Origin of the sequence: Treponema zioleckii (assembly GCF_014737315.1) — a bacterium.
GTDB classification, from domain to species: Bacteria; Spirochaetota; Spirochaetia; order Treponematales; family Treponemataceae; genus Treponema_D; species Treponema_D zioleckii.
Genome location: NZ_JPUF01000026.1, coordinates 1 through 17614, shown reverse-complemented (window position 1 = coordinate 17614; position 17614 = coordinate 1). Strand labels below are relative to the sequence as shown.

14 protein-coding genes are annotated in these 17614 nt (G+C 43.0%); 13 read left to right on the top strand and 1 reads right to left on the bottom strand.

Annotated features, from left to right (window positions below):
• Positions 1-46 precede the first annotated feature (46 nt).
• Together JI65_RS08415 and JI65_RS08410 are read left to right on the top strand one after the other, a co-directional pair.
• Positions 47-364, top strand: coding sequence for a hypothetical protein (locus JI65_RS08415; protein WP_191015170.1), 318 nt, complete (start codon positions 47-49; stop codon positions 362-364).
• A gap of 44 nt (positions 365-408) precedes the next feature.
• Complete coding sequence (locus JI65_RS08410) at positions 409-573, top strand: hypothetical protein (RefSeq protein ID WP_191015167.1); 165 nt, start codon at positions 409-411, stop codon at positions 571-573.
• A 261-nt stretch (positions 574-834) separates the two neighbouring features.
• Here JI65_RS08410 and murD read toward each other — a convergent pair whose 3' ends face one another.
• Positions 835-2358 (bottom strand): UDP-N-acetylmuramoyl-L-alanine--D-glutamate ligase, encoded by a 1524-nt coding sequence (gene murD, locus JI65_RS08405; RefSeq protein ID WP_191015165.1) that lies wholly within the window; start codon positions 2356-2358, stop codon positions 835-837.
• 764 nt (positions 2359-3122) lie between these two features.
• On the opposite strand from murD, the gene JI65_RS08400 reads away from it, so the two are divergent.
• From JI65_RS08400 to JI65_RS08350, 11 genes are all read left to right on the top strand, one after another.
• Entirely contained in the window at positions 3123-5213 is a 2091-nt protein-coding gene (locus tag JI65_RS08400; protein ID WP_191015162.1) for a PP2C family protein-serine/threonine phosphatase, read from the top strand.
• 212 nt (positions 5214-5425) lie between these two features.
• Positions 5426-5929 (top strand): HD domain-containing protein, encoded by a 504-nt coding sequence (locus JI65_RS08395; RefSeq protein ID WP_191015160.1) that lies wholly within the window; start codon positions 5426-5428, stop codon positions 5927-5929.
• 69 nt (positions 5930-5998) lie between these two features.
• Positions 5999-7081, top strand: a complete 1083-nt coding sequence (locus tag JI65_RS08390; RefSeq protein ID WP_191015158.1) for an alpha/beta hydrolase — start codon at positions 5999-6001, stop codon at positions 7079-7081.
• A gap of 189 nt (positions 7082-7270) precedes the next feature.
• Positions 7271-8494, top strand: coding sequence for a pectate lyase family protein (locus JI65_RS08385; protein WP_191015155.1), 1224 nt, complete (start codon positions 7271-7273; stop codon positions 8492-8494).
• A 146-nt stretch (positions 8495-8640) separates the two neighbouring features.
• Entirely contained in the window at positions 8641-9639 is a 999-nt protein-coding gene (locus JI65_RS08380) for a pectinesterase family protein (protein ID WP_191015152.1), read from the top strand.
• Positions 9640-9904: 265 nt separating this feature from the next.
• Complete coding sequence (locus JI65_RS08375) at positions 9905-11260, top strand: glycoside hydrolase family 28 protein (RefSeq protein ID WP_191015150.1); 1356 nt, start codon at positions 9905-9907, stop codon at positions 11258-11260.
• A gap of 417 nt (positions 11261-11677) precedes the next feature.
• On the top strand, positions 11678-12676 hold the full coding sequence (locus tag JI65_RS08370) for a hypothetical protein (protein ID WP_191015148.1): 999 nt from the start codon (positions 11678-11680) through the stop codon (positions 12674-12676).
• Positions 12673-14304 carry an AmmeMemoRadiSam system protein B gene (gene amrB / locus JI65_RS08365; protein WP_191015146.1) on the top strand — a complete coding sequence of 544 codons (1632 nt, stop codon included), beginning with the start codon at positions 12673-12675 and terminating at the stop codon, positions 14302-14304. Before JI65_RS08370 ends, amrB begins: the two co-directional genes overlap by 4 nt.
• Before the next feature lie 66 nt (positions 14305-14370).
• Positions 14371-14865 (top strand): Lrp/AsnC family transcriptional regulator, encoded by a 495-nt coding sequence (locus JI65_RS08360; protein ID WP_191015143.1) that lies wholly within the window; start codon positions 14371-14373, stop codon positions 14863-14865.
• A 141-nt stretch (positions 14866-15006) separates the two neighbouring features.
• Positions 15007-16176, top strand: a complete 1170-nt coding sequence (locus tag JI65_RS08355) for a pyridoxal phosphate-dependent aminotransferase (protein WP_191015141.1) — start codon at positions 15007-15009, stop codon at positions 16174-16176.
• A 77-nt stretch (positions 16177-16253) separates the two neighbouring features.
• On the top strand, positions 16254-17597 hold the full coding sequence (locus JI65_RS08350) for a tetratricopeptide repeat protein (protein ID WP_191015138.1): 1344 nt from the start codon (positions 16254-16256) through the stop codon (positions 17595-17597).
• Positions 17598-17614 lie beyond the last annotated feature (17 nt).

The following is a 17614-nucleotide window of genomic DNA, read 5'->3' as shown; positions in this document are numbered from 1 at the left end:
GCAAAAAATACGCCCGAAAATAATTAAGCAAATTATGGAGGAAAATATGAGTGAAGGTTTAAGAAATGCACTTGAATATGTTTGGGAAAAAATTCTATGCAAGATATTCATGATTCTAGGAATTTTTCCAGGCTTTTTTATTGCAAAGACTGTGGATGACCTGCCGTTTATGAATTCATTTGATTCTATGACGGGCTTAATAATATTCTGCGTTGTAATATTTCTTGTAATTCTTTTCTATGCTCTGTTTGCAGTTTTTGCAAAAAAAATTCCATTTGCTGTGCGTTTGATTCTGTGTCTGCTGCTCATTGTGTTTTCGCTGTGGTGTCTGAACTGGATGCAGCTTAACAGGTCGATGTTTTAGTTATACTGACCATGGATGTCTGCTTTGTTGGCTTTGGAGGAAAAATGAATCAAAAAGCAACTTATATAATTTTGGAAAATTCTGTGCTTCTTTCAAAAGTGTGGACTTACAGAGCCTTTGGGAGTGTTACACCAGGTACAAGAAAAATCCAAAATAAATTAAAATCCCTTACTTCAAAAAAGAAAGGATTTTTTTGCGAAAGTTTTTAAAAACTAAAAGCACGCATAAATGCAGCAAAACCCTCCGACGAATTAAAAAGACATACGGAGTTTTTAAAAATTCTCCGTATGTTTACAGACAAAACACGAGGAGATTCCGAAATAAATTCGGAATGACGCCAGGTAACGAACTTATCTCACAGCCCTTTACTCATCTTATTTTCAAAAGTTGAAACCATCAAAAACTTGTTTTTCCGTTATATTCAGCGTATATTCTAACCGAAGCCAAGAAAACAACGGGAGGCGTCCATTCTACTTAAAAATCTCGCGGACTTTTTCTTTGAACTGGTTTCCGCGGTCAAATTCGTTTTTGAACATTCCGAATGACGTGGCTCCCGGAGAGAAGACGACCGCCTTTTTTGTTTTTGGGTCGCACTCGATTTTTGAAAGGTCTTCTTTTAAGGTGGTGAGCATTGAAGTCAAATCATCAAAGATTCCTTTTGTTTCTATTCCCCGCTCTTTAAAAAGCGGTACGAGTTTGTCGGTTGCGCTTCCTTTGAGCATGTAAATTGCGTTCGGCTTGATTGACGACGAATTTGCCAACGTTTCCGAAAGCGGCGACAAATCAAGTCCTTTGTCGGTGCCGCCGGTCAGGAGCGTTACAGGAAATCCGAAGCTCTGGCTTGCAAGGGCCGCTGCTTCAGGTACGGTTGCCGCTGAATCGTTGTAGAATTTGTAGCCGTTCCACTCATGGAAGTATTCCAAGCGATGCTCGATTCCGTTCCATTTTCCCAAAATCTCTATGATTTTTTTTGCCTCAACGCCCATTATTTTTAGGACAAGGGCAGCGTTCAGAACGTTTATGCGCATGTGGAATCCAGGAACTATCAAGTCTTTGAGGATTGTTTCTTCCTTGCCGTTAAAGCGGCATTTTCCGTCAAGATTTTTTGCAAACCAAACGCCATCGATTCCTTTTGGAAGCGGTTTTCTGGAATATCGCAGGATTTTTGATTTTGCTTCCCTGGCAAAAATATTTCCCCAGTTGTCGATTAGCGTTCCACCGTCCGCGGCTGCGTCTGCATCAAAGTCAAAAATCGCATAGTCTTTTTTGGTTTGGTCGGCGTAAATGAGTTTTTTGTCGGCAACGTAGGCAAGCATTGAATGATAGAAATTCTGATGGTCTGGAATGATTTTTGTAATCACCGTGATGAATGGCTTTAACGCCTTTCGGCCGTGCAAGTCCGCAAGCTGCCAGCTGGAAAGTTCCAGCACGACGGGAGTTTTTGCGTTCGTTTTTTCAAGGAACGTGAGCGGGCTTACGGTTATGTTTCCGCCGAGAAAGGCTTCAAATCCGGCTTCTTTTAATCCGTAGTAAATCGCGCTTACGGTGGAAGATTTTCCTTTTGAGCCTGTTACGGCAATTATTGGGGCTTTCGTAAAATGCAGGAAGAGCGAAATGTCGGTCTCGATATTTTTTGCGGCGGCAAGGTATTTGTTTCCGTCGTATTTTACGCCAGGATTTTTTATTACGCAGTCGGCATTCTCAAAATCTTCGATTCTGTGCTCGCCCAAAACATAGGTGAGCCTTGATTTGTCCAAACTGTCGTCGCCGGCAATGGAGTCAATCGTAGTTTTTAAGTCTTCGGCAGTCTTCATGTCGGTAGCAAGAACGTAAGCTCCGTGTTTCAAGAGAAATCGCACTGAGGCTTCGCCGCCACCGTTCAATCCAAGTCCCATTACGGTAACGTGCTTGTCCTTAATGTCATCGATTGAATTAAAAACACAGCCCTCTGGATAAATTTTTGGCACAGGTGGTTTAGGTTCATTTTCCGTCATAAAAAACTCCTTTTTTTGGCAAATCACTTTTCCAAAAGTCTACCACATCTGCAACAGGATTTCGAGTTGTTTACGAAGATGCCCCACAGATAAATCGGGAGCACTTCGACTACGCTCAGTGACCGTACACAACGAACCTCGCGCGCGGCGCGAGCAATAAAACTACCGCGTACATGTCGCCATCCTTCTCGCGGCATGTGCGAAACACAGGCAAGTACCCACACAAAAGCGCAAACTTTTTCCGCTAGGAAAAACTCGCGGGAAACGCACAAGCAAAATCTTAAATCTTAAAGTCAACTTGCAGCGTTTCCATAAACGCTCATACAAAATTTTATCTTAAAAAATCAAATTTCTAGCGGTTACATAACCCCATGATTTTTTGCACGCCACACTCAAAATTGCGAGCGCGGCGCGAGCAATAAAAATAACCTCGCACATGCCGCACTCCTTGCCGCGGCATTGTGCGAAACACAGGCAAGTGCCCCACAAAAGCGCGAGCTTTTTCTGCAAGGAAAAACTCGCGGGAAACGCGCAAGAAAAAATTAACTCTAAAAATCAAATTCCTAGCGTTTCCGTGATAGCTATGCTAAAATTATTTTAATTAGCTTTAAATATTTTTGCTTCGGTCAAGACAGCTTATAAATAACAGGGATTCAAACTTGATTTTAAAAAATAAATTCGGTTTTCTTTTATTTTTGTTAATTTCTCTTTTTATTAGTGCGCTTTTTACTTCATGCAAACCCAGAAATCCCCAGAAAATTGAATTGGGCGACACTTTTTATTATTGGGTTTCTACTCCAGACAGCACACCTGGAGACGCAATGAAGCATTACAAGGATTTTAAAAAGCTCGAAGACAAATCTTCACGGAATCTGGAGCACGTTCTTGGTCAAGAACCAAAATTCGTCTGGATTCGTTCTGAATTTATAATTCCACCTGAATTCCGAAATCAGCCTTTGGGTCTTGTAATTCCGCATCTTCGTTTTGCAGAAATGCTTTATCTGAACGGTGCGTTCGTTTCAATGTTCGGTTCTTTTCCGCCGAACCAACAAAGCACGCTGTTCAAATCGCACTTTTTTAACTTTCCGCCGAACATGCTGAACCAGAACGGCGAAAAGAATACGATTCTCATAAAAGTTTTCTCCCAGGGAAAAAGCGGGATTTCAAGTCATTCATTCATTCAGCCTTCAAGATTCTCATTCTCCGAACACGAGCTTATAAACTTCCGGCATGCACGAATGTACATGTTCTTTGAGGGCACGCTGGTTTTTACGTTCTTGCTGTTCCTCGTGTTTTACATAAGTCTAAAAACCTTCCGCGAATATCTTGATTTTGCATTGCTGAATCTTGCCACAATGTTTTTTATTATGCCTTTCTTCGCGACTGAAATGCCGTTCTACAACGACGGTCTCTTGCCGTTCATAATTTTCATAAAAATCACTTTCTGTATTCCGATTTGTCTCATGGCCTATCTTAACACGTCGTTCATTGAGAATTTCGAGCATACAAAATTACCATTCCCAATAAAAATCACAAGAATTGCAATCATGGTCTTTCAGGTTTTGCTCATAGTCTTCGCAAAAGATTACGTTACGCTCATGAACATTTGCCCGCTCGTTCTGGGGCTGGTTTTTGTTCAGCTTGGATTTGGTCTTGTGGTTGTAATTATGAATTTTGTAAAGAAAAACAACCGAAGGCTCACAATAGAAATCGTGCATGGTTACATGCCTTTAATCCTGTCAGTTTTTGCAGACCTTTACATTCGTGCAAAAGATGTCACTCAAACTTATCCGTTCATAACAATTTTTGGCTGGCAGATTTCAATTCTCGCATTTATCATCATTCTTTCCGTAAGATTCTCGCGAGTTTACAGCCGAAACGAACAGCTTTCTACGCACTTGCAAGAAGAAGTTGAAAGCCGAACGCAGGATTTAAAATATGCCAACAACGAGCTTTCTTTATTGAACGACAAACTCAAGCAAGAAAAGATTCGCTCGGACATGGATTTGGAAATGGCGTCTGTCGTTCAAAAGCGATTTTTTCCGCAGCCGGACAAGCATTTTAGGGGCTGGGACATTTCGATTTTTTACGCACCGCAGGCAAAGGTTTCTGGCGACTTGTATGACTATTACAGTTTTAACGACACTCTGAACGGTCTCTCACTTTTTGACGTTTCTGGTCACGGAATTGCAGCAAGTCTCGTAACAATGCTTTCCAAGAACGTAATTTCCCACGCTTTCTTAAAGGGGTACCGAAACAACGAAAGCATCGATTCGATTCTCACAAAAATCAACAACGTAATCATTTACGAAAAGGGAGAAATCGACAACTACATGACGGGACTTCTCTGCCGTTTTGAAGATTCCAAAGACACTTCTCATTGCCAGGTCGAAATCGGAAACGCAGGTCATCCGTATCCGCTCATGTACAGCAAAAAAGACAATAAAGTTTACGCACTTTCAGGCAACGACGGAAAACGCCACTTCGGCGCAATCGGCATGAAGGGAATCGCTGTTTCATTCGGCACGTCGTTTTTTGAAATGGACGAAGGGGACATTCTTATTTGCTACACGGACGGTCTTACCGAGGCAACAAACAACAAGCTGGATCAGTTCGGCACAGAATCCATAAAAAAGATTATGACTGAAAATTCCGAGTCCTCTGCAGGAGAGCTTGTTGAAAAGATTACGGGCGCACTTTTGAATTTTACTCAGGGCAAAGCGCTCGAAGACGACATTACGATTATCATCGCAAAGAGAATGAATCCAAAAGACTTCATTCCAGATATGCCTGGTGACGACAATGTGCTCATTGAGCCGGAAGAAGTTCTTGAAGAACTTGATACAGTGGAATAAAAGACAGAAATGTCCGTAATTTTGTGTCATTCTGAATTCTTTGCAACACAGTTGCTATGGAGAGCTCGATAAAAATACTTTCGTGTTTTTTAACGCTCCCCGTGTTTCAGAATCCCAAAGGTTTGTAATGAGAGATGCCGAAATGGATTCGGCATGACAAGCCCCTAAATTATAGGCATTGAAAATTCAGCACAAAAAAAAGGAGGACGATTATGGATTTGATTGAGCAAGTAAAATCAAGACTTATTGAATATGACGGCACGGACGTAAAACGAATCAACCATGCCCTAAAAATGCACTCTTACGCGCGCTTTATCGCAGAAGGGGAGGGAGTTGCTGACGACGTTCGCGAAACAATAGAGATTGCGGCTCTAATGCATAACATCGGCGTTCACGTTGCGGAAGAAAAATACGGTTCCGCGGCAGGAAAATACCAGCAGCTTGAAGGCGCCGCCGTTGCAAAGGAACTTTTGGGCGGTCTTGAAATGGACGAGAACACACGCGCCCGCGTAGAATATCTTGTGGCCCACCATCACGCGTACAGCGACATTACAACTCTAGACTATCAGATTCTCGTGGAAGCGGATTTTGTGGTAAACGTTGAGGAGGAAAACCTTGACAAATCGGCTGTAAAAAATCTTTTGGTCCGAGTGTTCCGCACAGAAACCGGTGCCGAACTCCTAAAAACCCTTTATCTTGATGAGAAAAACAAGTAAAGTCTTAGGTGCAGGTGCCCAAAAATCATTTGGCCATCTGCAAATTCCAGCACAAGAGAGATTTTAGAATTGACAAAATCATCAATAAAGCTTCTTAAAGGCGTAATCATTGCACTCGGTGCATTCGTAGTCCTTGCAGTAATTTATTTTTTTGCAGTGTACAAATTTTTATTTACGGCATCATTCACCCGAAAAATCCTTGACGAAAAATCTTATGAAAAATTCTTCACGTTAAAACAGAGCGACGGAAGTTCTGAATTTCACGAAGACTGGTTCTTACGGAACAAGGAAGACACAGAATGGTTTTTGGCACAAACCCCTGAACTCATTCACATCAATTCTTTTGACGGATTAAAACTCGTCGCTTACAATCTAAAAAACGAAAACGCACTCGGAACAATAATCCTCATGCACGGCTACCACTCAGAGCCGTTCCGCGAGTACGCCTGCCTTGCCCGCTACTATTACAATCTTGGCTACAACGTGTTCTTGCCGTACCAGCGAACCCACGGAAACCTTGACGGAGTTCACAGCGAAGGCAAATACATCACTTTTGGCGTAAAAGAACGCTATGACCTTCGCGACTGGATTTTAAAAGTGAACGAAATTTACGGCGAAAACAAACCGCTTTTCTTGCAGGGAATTTCAATGGGCTGCGCGACCACAGTAATGACTCTCGGCTTTGATTTGCCTTCAAACATCCGTGGCGTAATCGCAGACTGCGGCTTTACGACTCCTTACGAAATAATCTGGAAAGTTCTTACCGAAGACAGAAAACTTCCAACGGCAAAACTCATAATCAAAATCGGAAACTTTTTGACCAACAAAATCGCCGGATTCGACATGAACGAATATTCCACTTACGAAGCTCTCACAAAAAACCGTTCGCGCGAAAACCAAATTCCGATTCTTTTTATCCACGGAAACAAAGACGAATACGTTCCGTTCGAAATGTCAAAAAAGAATTTTGGCACCTGCCTCGTCTCGTTCACAAACATTACAGACGGTGCCGTTGCCCCAATTCCGAATCCGCAGGCAGACAAATATTCATTCTACGAAGTCCAAAACTCGCCTCACGCCATTGAAAATTTTATTGACCGTGAGCAATACGAAAAACGCGTCGCGGACTTTTTGGACAGATATTTGAATTAAGATGCTGAGACAAACACAGCATGACGGTTAACTTGAACTACAGTCATTGAGATTCGGGTACCAAGCGTAGTCGAGGTAAGTTCAGCATGGCAAGCAAGCCGAAACGCGCTCACTGCCATTGAGCAGAGTCGAAATGACTAATTTTTATTTTTGGAAGAGTTTATCCAAATCTTATTTTGGGAAAAATATATGAAGAAATCTTTAATCAAATTCATTTCACTAGGTCTTGCACTTTCTCTTTGCAGTGCAACTTCATTCGCGCAGGAAAGTCTGGAAACAGAGACGCTTACCGCAGCTCCGGGAGCAAGTTTTTACACGGCAGGCTGGGCTGACAACGCAAAAATCAAATACTCAAAAGAAAAAATCACTGTCATTGACGACAAAACTTACCCAGACCCGATTGCAAAGGCAAAAGCCCTCGTTTCGGCGGCAGGATCAACTTCGGCAAAATTCATCGTTATTTCGGGTGAAGTAGATTTGAGCATGGGCAAAGTGACAGACAGCGACCACAGCTACTTTGACGAATTCAACTCGGACGGAAGCCGAAAGCACAATGATTTTGCATATCCGCTCACATCGAACAAAACCCTCATCGGTGTTGACGGCGCAAAAATCAAATTCGGCGGATTCGTAATCAAAAACGCAAAAAACGTGATTATCCGAAACATCACTTTCTGGGACGCTCACGGTTCAACAGAAGTTGACACAAAAGTAAAGTCAGAATCAAAGGCGAGCGCAGACGCTTTAGGATTCGAAAAATGCGACAACGTTTGGGTTGACCACTGTACGTTCACCGACGGAACTTGCATCGACCTAAAACGAAACTACAACCACGACGGTCAGCTGGACGTAAAAAGCGGCAACAACATCACAGTCTCGTACTGCGAGTTCACGAACCACGACAAGGTAATGCTCATCCGAAACGGGGACAAACTCACAAACCCGGAGGAATGCTCAATAACGCTCCATCACAATTACTTCCACGGAGCGATTCAGCGAATGCCTCGAAGCCGCGGCGTAAAAATGCACATTTACAACAATTATTACGACAAAATCGGAAATTCCGAAAACACAGGCTCTAGCCTCGGACCGGGAATCGGCTCCCTCTACGTCGTTGAGAACAACTTTTTTGGCGAGCACGCTGGCACAATCGTAAAATACTACGACAAATCCGACGCAAAGGCAAAAACCTTCTCAAAATTCTTCCACAAAGGAAATCTTCCTGAACTCACCGACAAGAACTGCTCTTACGACAAGGTTGATAAACTAAAGGCCTTTAAGAAACATGTAGTGAACGAAAAACCGTTCGCAATTCCGTACACCTATGCTCTGGAAGAAGCAGCAACGTTGAAAGACACCGTACCTGCACTCGTAGGCTCTGGCAAACCAATAAAAATAGAAGGTTACAACTAACTTAACGATTAAGAGGGCTAAAAAGTATGAAAAGCGGCAGTTTAGGTTCTCGCCCCCACCAGCTTTGGTGTTAACGGTCATACCAAACTGCCACTTTGAGATGCCTAAAATACATTCCTCAAAAAATTCAAATTGGACTTAAAAACATGGAAAAGAAACTTACATCAAATGATTCGCTTGCAGAGTTTATTGCAAGCTTGGCCAACGACGATTCTCTAAAGAACAATCCTCTCGAAGAAATAAAAGTCATTCTTGCACCAGGCGAACACAAGGGACTTTTCCATGAGAGAATTTTTTACGATTTGCCAAATCCGCTCGCAATCCAGGGCGAGAATCCTAAAAACACAGCTCTTCGCTCAGAAAATTGCGAAGCTTACCACAAAGACACAGAAAACCGTGCCGTGTTCACATTCGGAAAGAACTGCACAAAAGTCACTTTGCGAGACTTTACAATCGAGAACACGCACGTAAAAACTTGCGACGACGCGTCTCTCGGAAATCAGGCAGAAGCAATCTGCTGGCACAACGACAAGGGTTTTTTATACTGCGAGAACATGCACTTTTTGAGCCGTCAGGACACGATTCACGTGCGCGGGTTCAGCCACTTTAAAAATTGCTATGTCGCGGGTGACGTTGATTTTATCTGGGGCTACTGCGACACTTCGATTTTTGACGGCTGCCACATCCACACAATAAAAGACAACCGCGGAGACGGGCATCCAGCCTACGTTCTTCAAAGCCGCGCGCTAAATTCCCGCCCAGGATTCATTTTTATTGGCTGCGATTTTACCGCCGATGACCGCGGCAAAGGCGCAAGAATCTTCATTGGCCGCTCTCAGGGCACCGGCAAAAAAGACAGCGTTGACCGCTGGGATTCAATCGCACTCGTAAACTGCACAGTTAGTCCTGAATACGACGAAGCTCTTTGGACAGACGAAAACGGAACTAGAGCAGTCTACCCAGAAAAAGGCTGCGCACTCACAGGCTGGCGAGAATTCGGCACAAAAATCCGAGGAGCAGACTCAAATCTCGTTCCTTACGATTCAAAAAAACAAGAAAAGCACGGCTACACCATGAGCCTTTCCGACCTGCAACAGCTTCAAAAATCCGTAGAATCAACAAATGTTGGAACCATGCCTAATTAGGAAAGAAAACTGTCATGCCGAATTTATTTCGGCATCTTAAAAACATAGATGCGGAAACTAGTTCAGCATGACAGGCTTTGAAAGTTCAAAATGACAGAGACTTGAAACTCCTGCATAACGATGAGCTTTTCCACTCGCAAAGCTCATCGTTTCCACTTGCCATTCGCCATTTTATCGCCAAATTACAAAAAAAAGCCATTCTATTTTATTGTACGTTGACTATTAATATTTAAAATTGGATATAACACAAAAGTCAGGAGAAACTATGATAGAATTACGAATAGAGGATTTCGGCGGTAAAAACGACGGAAAATTCAATAATACAAATGCTTTTGCTCTAGCTTTTGCTGAGCTTGCCAGAAATGGCGGCGGAAAATTGACAGTAGGAAAGGGTATTTGGGCAACAGGCCCAATCGATATCCCAAGCGATACGACTTTCGTTCTTGACGAAGGTGCAGAACTTTCTTTTATTGCTGAACCAAGCTTGTATCCTCCGACATTCACCCGCTGGGAAGGTGTTGAGTGCTTCGCAATGCACCCTCTAATTCTTTCGAGTCACACAAAAAACGTAAAAATCATTGGAAAAGGAACTATAAACGGTAACGGCGCGCCTTGGTGGGATTTAAAAAAAGCCAAAAAAGATCGGGGACAAACAAAACCTGAAGATTCATACGAACTGGTTCTTGCTTCAATGAACGCTGGCTTTGAAAATCAGCCTGGCGGCGGCGGCGGACGCGAAATCCAGTTCTTGCGCCCAAGCCTTGTTGAATTTTCTTTCTGCGAAAACGTTATACTAGAAGGCGTAAAAATAATCGATTCTCCGTTCTGGACGGTTCATCCTCTTTACGTTAAGAATCTTCTCCTAAAAGATTTGCACATCGAAAATCCATATACGGCTCCAAACACCGACGGAATCGACGTTGATTCATGCGAAGACGTTACGATTGAGGGCTGCTTCGTATCTGTTGGCGATGACGGAATCTGCATCAAATCGGGTTCAGGCCCGGACGGAATCCGCTGCAACAAACCTACCGTCAACGTTGAGATTAAGAACTGCACGGTACGCAACGCCCACGGTGGAATCGTAATCGGTTCAGAGACTGCCGCAGGAATGAGCCACATTCACGCGAGCAACTGCGATTTGAGCGGAACTGACCGCGGAATAAGAATCAAGAGCCGCCGGGGTCGCGGTGGAGACATTTTTGACGTTGAACTTAAAAATCTCGTGATGAACGACACTCTCTGCCCGATTGCAATGAACATGTACTATAAATGCGGAATCACCGACACAAAATCCCCGCTTTTCAGCCTGGAAAAGCAGCCTGTAACGAGCGAAACGCCGCGCATTCACGACGTAAAAATCATCGGCTGCGTTGCAAAGAACTGCAAGGCCAGCGCAGGATTTATCGTCGGTCTTCCAGAAATGCCGATTGACAATCTTGAAATCCGCGATTGCGACTTTTCTACAGACGAAACTTCTGACCGCTCTCCAATGGAAAGCGATATGTTCTATGGTCTTCCAGAAGTTACTGTCAAAAGTTTCCGCGTAAGAAACGCTCCAGGAGCCAAATTCTCGAACGTAAAAATCGAAGGTCCAAAAGAGACATTCATTTATGAATAAGCGGAACGGCAAAGTTAACTTTAAGCGTAGCCATAATCAGCTTCGCCGTTCCGCTCAATTTTTGCTTTGCAAAAACTGAAAAACTGGCTTTAGTCAACTCCAAAAAAGAGCTGACTAAAAAGTTTGAAAAGCGGTGGTTGAGCCGAGTCGAAACCACTTCACTCGGCTCATAAACCAGTATATTGGATTTCAAATAACAGGTCATTCCGAACTTGTTTCGGAATCTGTGCTTCGACTCCGCTCTGCAACCGCGGATGCTGAAATAAATTCAGCATGACAGTTATTCAATATTCAATACACTAGCATCATTCCCACGCTTATTGCGGAAATCTTCCCCGAATTTTATTATTTTAAGTTTTTTTTAAGATTGTATTTTATTTATAAACTGTGTTATAATCTTCCGAAACAGGAGATTTTATGAGCAAAATAAAAAGTCTGATTTTAACACTCATCACATTCTTTAGCGTTACAAGTCTCTTTGCAGGAGAGTCTTCATTTATCAAAGTTACTTCGCCAGCAAACGAGGACACGAGATATGTTTATAACACAGAAACACTAAAAGATTACAAAGTCGTTTTTGACGGCACAGTTTCAAAGGACTGCAAATCAATCCGTGTTCTGTGGTCGCCAAAAAGCCGCGACAAAATCCTTGACCACCTGATGGGAAACAAAAACACCGGCGTTGACGATTTTATTCTAAAAAAATACGTCGCAGGCTCTTCAACGTTCCAGTACAACGCGTCGGGAGCTTTTGACAATCTTGAATGGGGCTCAAACCACTTTATGTTCATCGCCACTTTCAAGGACGGAACTACAAAATCATATTCAATGACGCTCTACGTTCATCAGGGCGGATTTGCCGAAAAGGGTAAACCTGTCATTTATCTCTATCCAAAGAAAAAACAGACCGTAAAAGTTTCGGCGCATCCAGAAGGCGGAGTTACAAAATCAATTCCAGAGATGGGAAAACAGTGGAAAGTCACAGCTTATCCTGACGGAAAAATCGTTGACTCAAAAACCAAAAAAGAATATCCGTATCTTTTCTGGGAAGGAAAGGACAACAATGAAGAAATTTCCCTTGCCGAAGGATTCGTACTTAAAACAGAGGAACTTGAATCATTCTTTAACGAAAAACTTTCTTACCAGGGCTTGAACGAAAAAGAAATTGCTGATTTCAACGAATTCTGGATTCCTGTATTGCAGGGTAAAGAATACATTTTCATCACTTTTAGACCGCAGGCGCAGCTCGACAAAGAAGCACCTCTTAAAATCAGTCCAAAACCAGACAGCGTTATCCGCGTCTTCTTCGACTACAAAAAACTTGACGAGCCAATCGAAACAAAAGAGCAGGCTCTCGTAAAAGCCGAACGAACAGGCTTTGCCGTAATCGAATGGGGCGGAAGGCTTTACAAATGAAACTAAAACCTGCTGCAATCTTTGCTGCAATTGTTCTTGCAACTGTTGCAGCAGTTCTTTTGCCGTCGTGCCAGACTACACTTTCTGAAAAATCAGGCACGACGGTAATGTATCAATACCCGAACGACATTGAAATGTGGAATCACATTTACGCGCTGAGCGAGCCTTTCGTGATTCCGCAAAAAATCCCGCAGGCAGTCGTAATTCCGCACCACGACATAACTAGCCCGTTTCAGAACAGCTTTTACAAATCACTTTCAAATCTCGCTTCAAAAACGAACGCAGAGCCAGCAGTTGTCGTCGTAATCGCGCCGGATCACTTCGAACAAGGAACTAAAAATATCGTCTTTCCAAAAAACACAAAATTCATGGCACCGGAAGGCGAAATTCCTTTGGCAAGCAAAATCGAAAAGCTGCTCGAAGAACAGATTCTTTCGGACGAAGTGTTAAAAAACGAAGTGAGTTTTCAGGATTCACTCTGGGAAAACGAACACGGAATCTACATTCACACGCCGTTCATAAAACATTATTTTCCGAACGCAAAGATTCTTCCGATTCTCGTAAAAATGTTCTCAAACCCCGAAGAATTCAGGCTGTATCAAAAATTAGGCGAGCTTCTCGCAAAAAATCTGCCGGAAAATTCCCTCGTCATCGCCTCAGTGGACTTCTCGCACTACCAAATTCCGCGAATGACGAACCTTCACGACATTGCCTCACAGAACACAATCGCAAAGTTTGAAAGCGCTCAGGACATCGAAATCGACAGCCCGGAAAGCATAACTTGCATTCAAAAATTCGCGCTTTGCAAAAACGCCAAAAATCCCGTGCTGATTCACAAAAGCTCAACCTACGACTTTATCCCCGAAGAATTTGTCGTCTCAACCTCGCACCAATACTGGGAATTCCTGCCGGATTCCGCGGCGGAGGAAATCTCAAAATATTACGAGGAAGTCGCAAAAACAAGCCAGCGTTTCTCAAAAATCGACTACGAGAACACAAAAAATCAGCTCATTTTAATCGGCGGAAGCGGCAACATTGGCGCTGGAATCCGCACGAACTGGAAGTGGGACCGCTACAAAAAATCAAAGGACAAAGCCGAAATCCTTTTGCGCGACCTTGCGGGAAGCGAAGCGCGCTTTTTGTCGGGATTCGACGAAATTATTTTTGACATGCGACAAGGCGAAACTTTTACCCGAAATCTCCACAAAACGGCGGTTAACATTCGTGCAGTCGATTTTGATTCAAAAAATATTGAAGAAAACAAAAGCCAATCTTCCACTGCTCACCACCGTTCAAATTCGGCTAAAAACCAAATAAACATTCTTGTGGGCATAACAAAAAATCCCGCCTCAGTTCCAGAGATTGAGGCAAAAAAACTGCTTGAATCCAACGACGTTGTAATTTTCCGGGAAAATATCGGTCTTTCGGATTCCTATTGCTATTTTTATGAAAACGATGAGCTAAAAATCATAAATTTAGGAATTGTTGTTGGCAACGACAAAAAGCCCGTTCACGGAAATCTTGTGGCGTTAAACTGGTCTAGCGGAAAACTCAAAAGCGAAATTTTCAGCTACGAAAGTAAAACGAACGTAATTCCTGCAATTTATCAATTTTTTGTAGAGCAATAATTTTTCTTTTATTGTAGAATTGCCCTAGCTTTTTTATAATAAATTAAGAGAGAGAAGAGGGGGAATATGAACAGCAAAGAAGAAATCCTTGACTTGTTGCGGGAAAACGCACGGCTTTCCGTCGAAGATATTTCGGCAATGACAAAAAAGACCGTGGACGAAGTAAAAGAAATTATTAAATCCCTTGAAAATGAGGGCGTAATCCTTAAATACGCCGCCATTATCAATCCTGAGAAAGATGAAGCCGTAAAAGACAAAGTTATGGCAGAAATAGAAATTCAATGCGCACCAGAACGCGAGCATGGCTTTGACGCACTCGCCGAAAGAATTTACCGATTTCCGCAGGTAAAATCCCTTTACCTTATGAGCGGAGGCTACGACCTCAAAGTGATTATAGAAGGCGACAACCTTCGCGAAGTTGCTTCTTTTGTTTCGAGCAAACTCTCTACACTGAACGGCGTTCGCTCCACAAAAACACACTTTCTCCTAAAAAAATACAAAGAGAACGACGTTCTTTACGTTGAGGACGAAAGTGACCGCCGCGAAGGCGTAATGGCCTAGTACATTGGATTTCAAATAACAGGTCATTCCGAACTTGTTTCGGAATCTATTCTTCGACTCCGCTCAGCATCACATTTACAAAACGACAGTTGCGGAGTAGAGCAGAAAAAAAAAGAAATCTTACGATGGAAAAAAAGTTTTATGAATACACGAGAAGACAGATTCAGCAAATCAATGATGGAAACACCTCCATCTGGAATACGAAAATTTTTTGAGATGCTCATCGGGCATGATGACGTAATTTCCCTTTCTGTTGGAGAACCAGACTTTCCAACTCCGTGGGTAATTCGAGAAGAAGCATATTATCATCTCGAAAAAGGTCACACATCATACACCTCAAACTGGGGTCTCATTGAGCTTCGCGAAGAAATCGCAAAGTACATGGAACGCTACGGAATGTTCTACAATCCAAAGAACGAGATTCTTATTACCGTTGGCGCGAGCGAGGGCGTTGACGCAGTTTTGCGCGCAATCCTAAACCCTGGCGACGAGATTATCGTCGTTCAGCCGTGCTACGTTAATTACACGCCGCTTGCAAAGCTCTGCAACGCGGTCGTAGTTCCTATTGATTCCAGCGTAAACGGCTACTATCCGACGGCAGAGCAAATTAAGGCGGCAATCACACCAAAAACAAAAGCCGTTATGATTTGCTCGCCGAACAACCCGACCGGAACGATGATTCCAAAAGAAGAACTCGAAAAAATCGCAAAGGTCGTAATCGAGAATCAGATTTGGTGCATAAGCGACGAAATTTACTGCGAGCTTGCCTACGACGGCGCAGAACATTTCTCAATCGGTGCGGTTCCCGGCATGAAGGATTACGCAATTGTCCTGAACGGATTCTCAAAGTCATTCGCAATGACAGGTTGGCGAATCGGCTACATTGCGGCACCTTCTGAACTTTTGGGACAAGTTGTAAAACTTCACGGCTACAACACGATTTGCGCCCCGATTTTTAGCCAATATGCAGCGGTCGAAGGCTTAAAACACAGTTGGAAAGATGTTGAAAAAATGCGCGTAAGCTATCAGCAACGAAGAAATTTGATGTACAAAGCGTTCTGCGACATGGGACTTCCTGTTCCTGAGCCGACGGGCGCATTCTACATGTTCCCGGACATTTCTTCCACAGGCCTTACGAGCGAGGAATTTGCAACGCAGCTTTTTCAAAAGCACAATGTTGCGGTAGTTCCTGGTAGCGTGTTCGGCGAAGGCGGAGAAGGGCACATACGCTGCTGTTATGCGACTTCAATCGACAAAATCAAAGTTGCTTTGGACAGAATCGCGGAATTCGTAAAAGAACTTAAATCCTAAAATTAAGATTTAAAGTTTCATCACCTAGACTTTCAGTAATTGAAGAAATCGGTCTTTTTGACCGATAATGAAGTGTTATGCCTACATTAATAGCAATTGTTATAGTTGTCGCTTTTCTAGCCCTTATTCTTACCGTCGCAACCCGTGGCGGCGGTTCAAAAAAGAAGAAGGGCAAACAAAAGGGACGTGCAGCAATAATTCGGGATGCAAGCCGAAAACTTTCTCAAGATCCTCACAATCCAGACGGACTTATTCCCCTGTCTGAACTTTATTATAACGAACACGCATGGGATAAAGCCTACCCGTTATACGAAACGATGATGAGCATTGCCCCTGCCCACAAAGAAATCGATGCTTTTACATCATGCCTCAGGGAAGGTATTTGTGCGGTAAAACTCAACAAACTGCCAGAAGCAATGAAAGGTCTCGTACTCGCATATAACATGAATTCCCAGGATTTTGAAGTTAACTACTATCTTGGCTACGCATGTTATAAAAACAACAGTTTTGACAAAGCTGTTCCTTGCTTTAAAAAGGCGCTTGCCTTAAGACCTGAAGCTCCGAACCTTAATTTTTTTCTGGGTCTCGCGCTTTATAAGAACAAACACTACAAAGAATGTTTGCCATATCTCAAGCGTGCACTCGATGAAAACCCAGAAAACAAGGAAGCACTCTTCTCAATGGCAGATGCCATGAACGAAAGCGGTTACGGCGACAAAGCGATGAAAGTATTCATGCACCTGCGTCCAGATCCAGTTTTCGGTGCAAAATCTTGTCTTGAGGCGGGAATCACCCACTCAAAAATGAATCAGTATGACAAAGCCATTCAGGATTTTGAAATCGGCTTGAAGCACGAGAATATCGATCCGGAAATTGCAATCGACCTTCGCTACCGTTTGGCATTGGCTTATTTTGCTACAAAAGGACTTTCAAAGGGTTTGAATTTGCTCAAAGAAATCATGGCAATAAACCCCTCTTACAAAGACGTTCCGCAGCTCGTTGCCCGCTATCAGGAATTGAACCAGAACAAAAACTTACAGGTTTATCTCATGGCAAGTTCAAGCGACTTCGTAGCTCTCTGCCGACGAATCGTAATGATTTTTTATGCAAATCAGCGAGCTTCCGTAAAAATCGTGGATTTGTCAGTAACCCCAGAATGCGTTGAAGTCCTTACAAACATAGACTTTATCCGTTCTGAGGAAATCCATATTTTTAGATTCTATCGTTCAACAGGAAGTATTTCTGATTTGTATATCCGAGATTTTCATGCCAAAGTTTCAGACACAAAGGCTGACAAGGGGATTTGTTTCTCTGTCGGCTCATTCAGTGACGAAGCTCGCCGTTATGCGGAAGGCCGACCAATCGACTTGGTTGAAAAAGAAGGTCTCATAAAAATTCTAAAAAAAGTTGACACTCATTAAAATCAAAAAAAATCGTC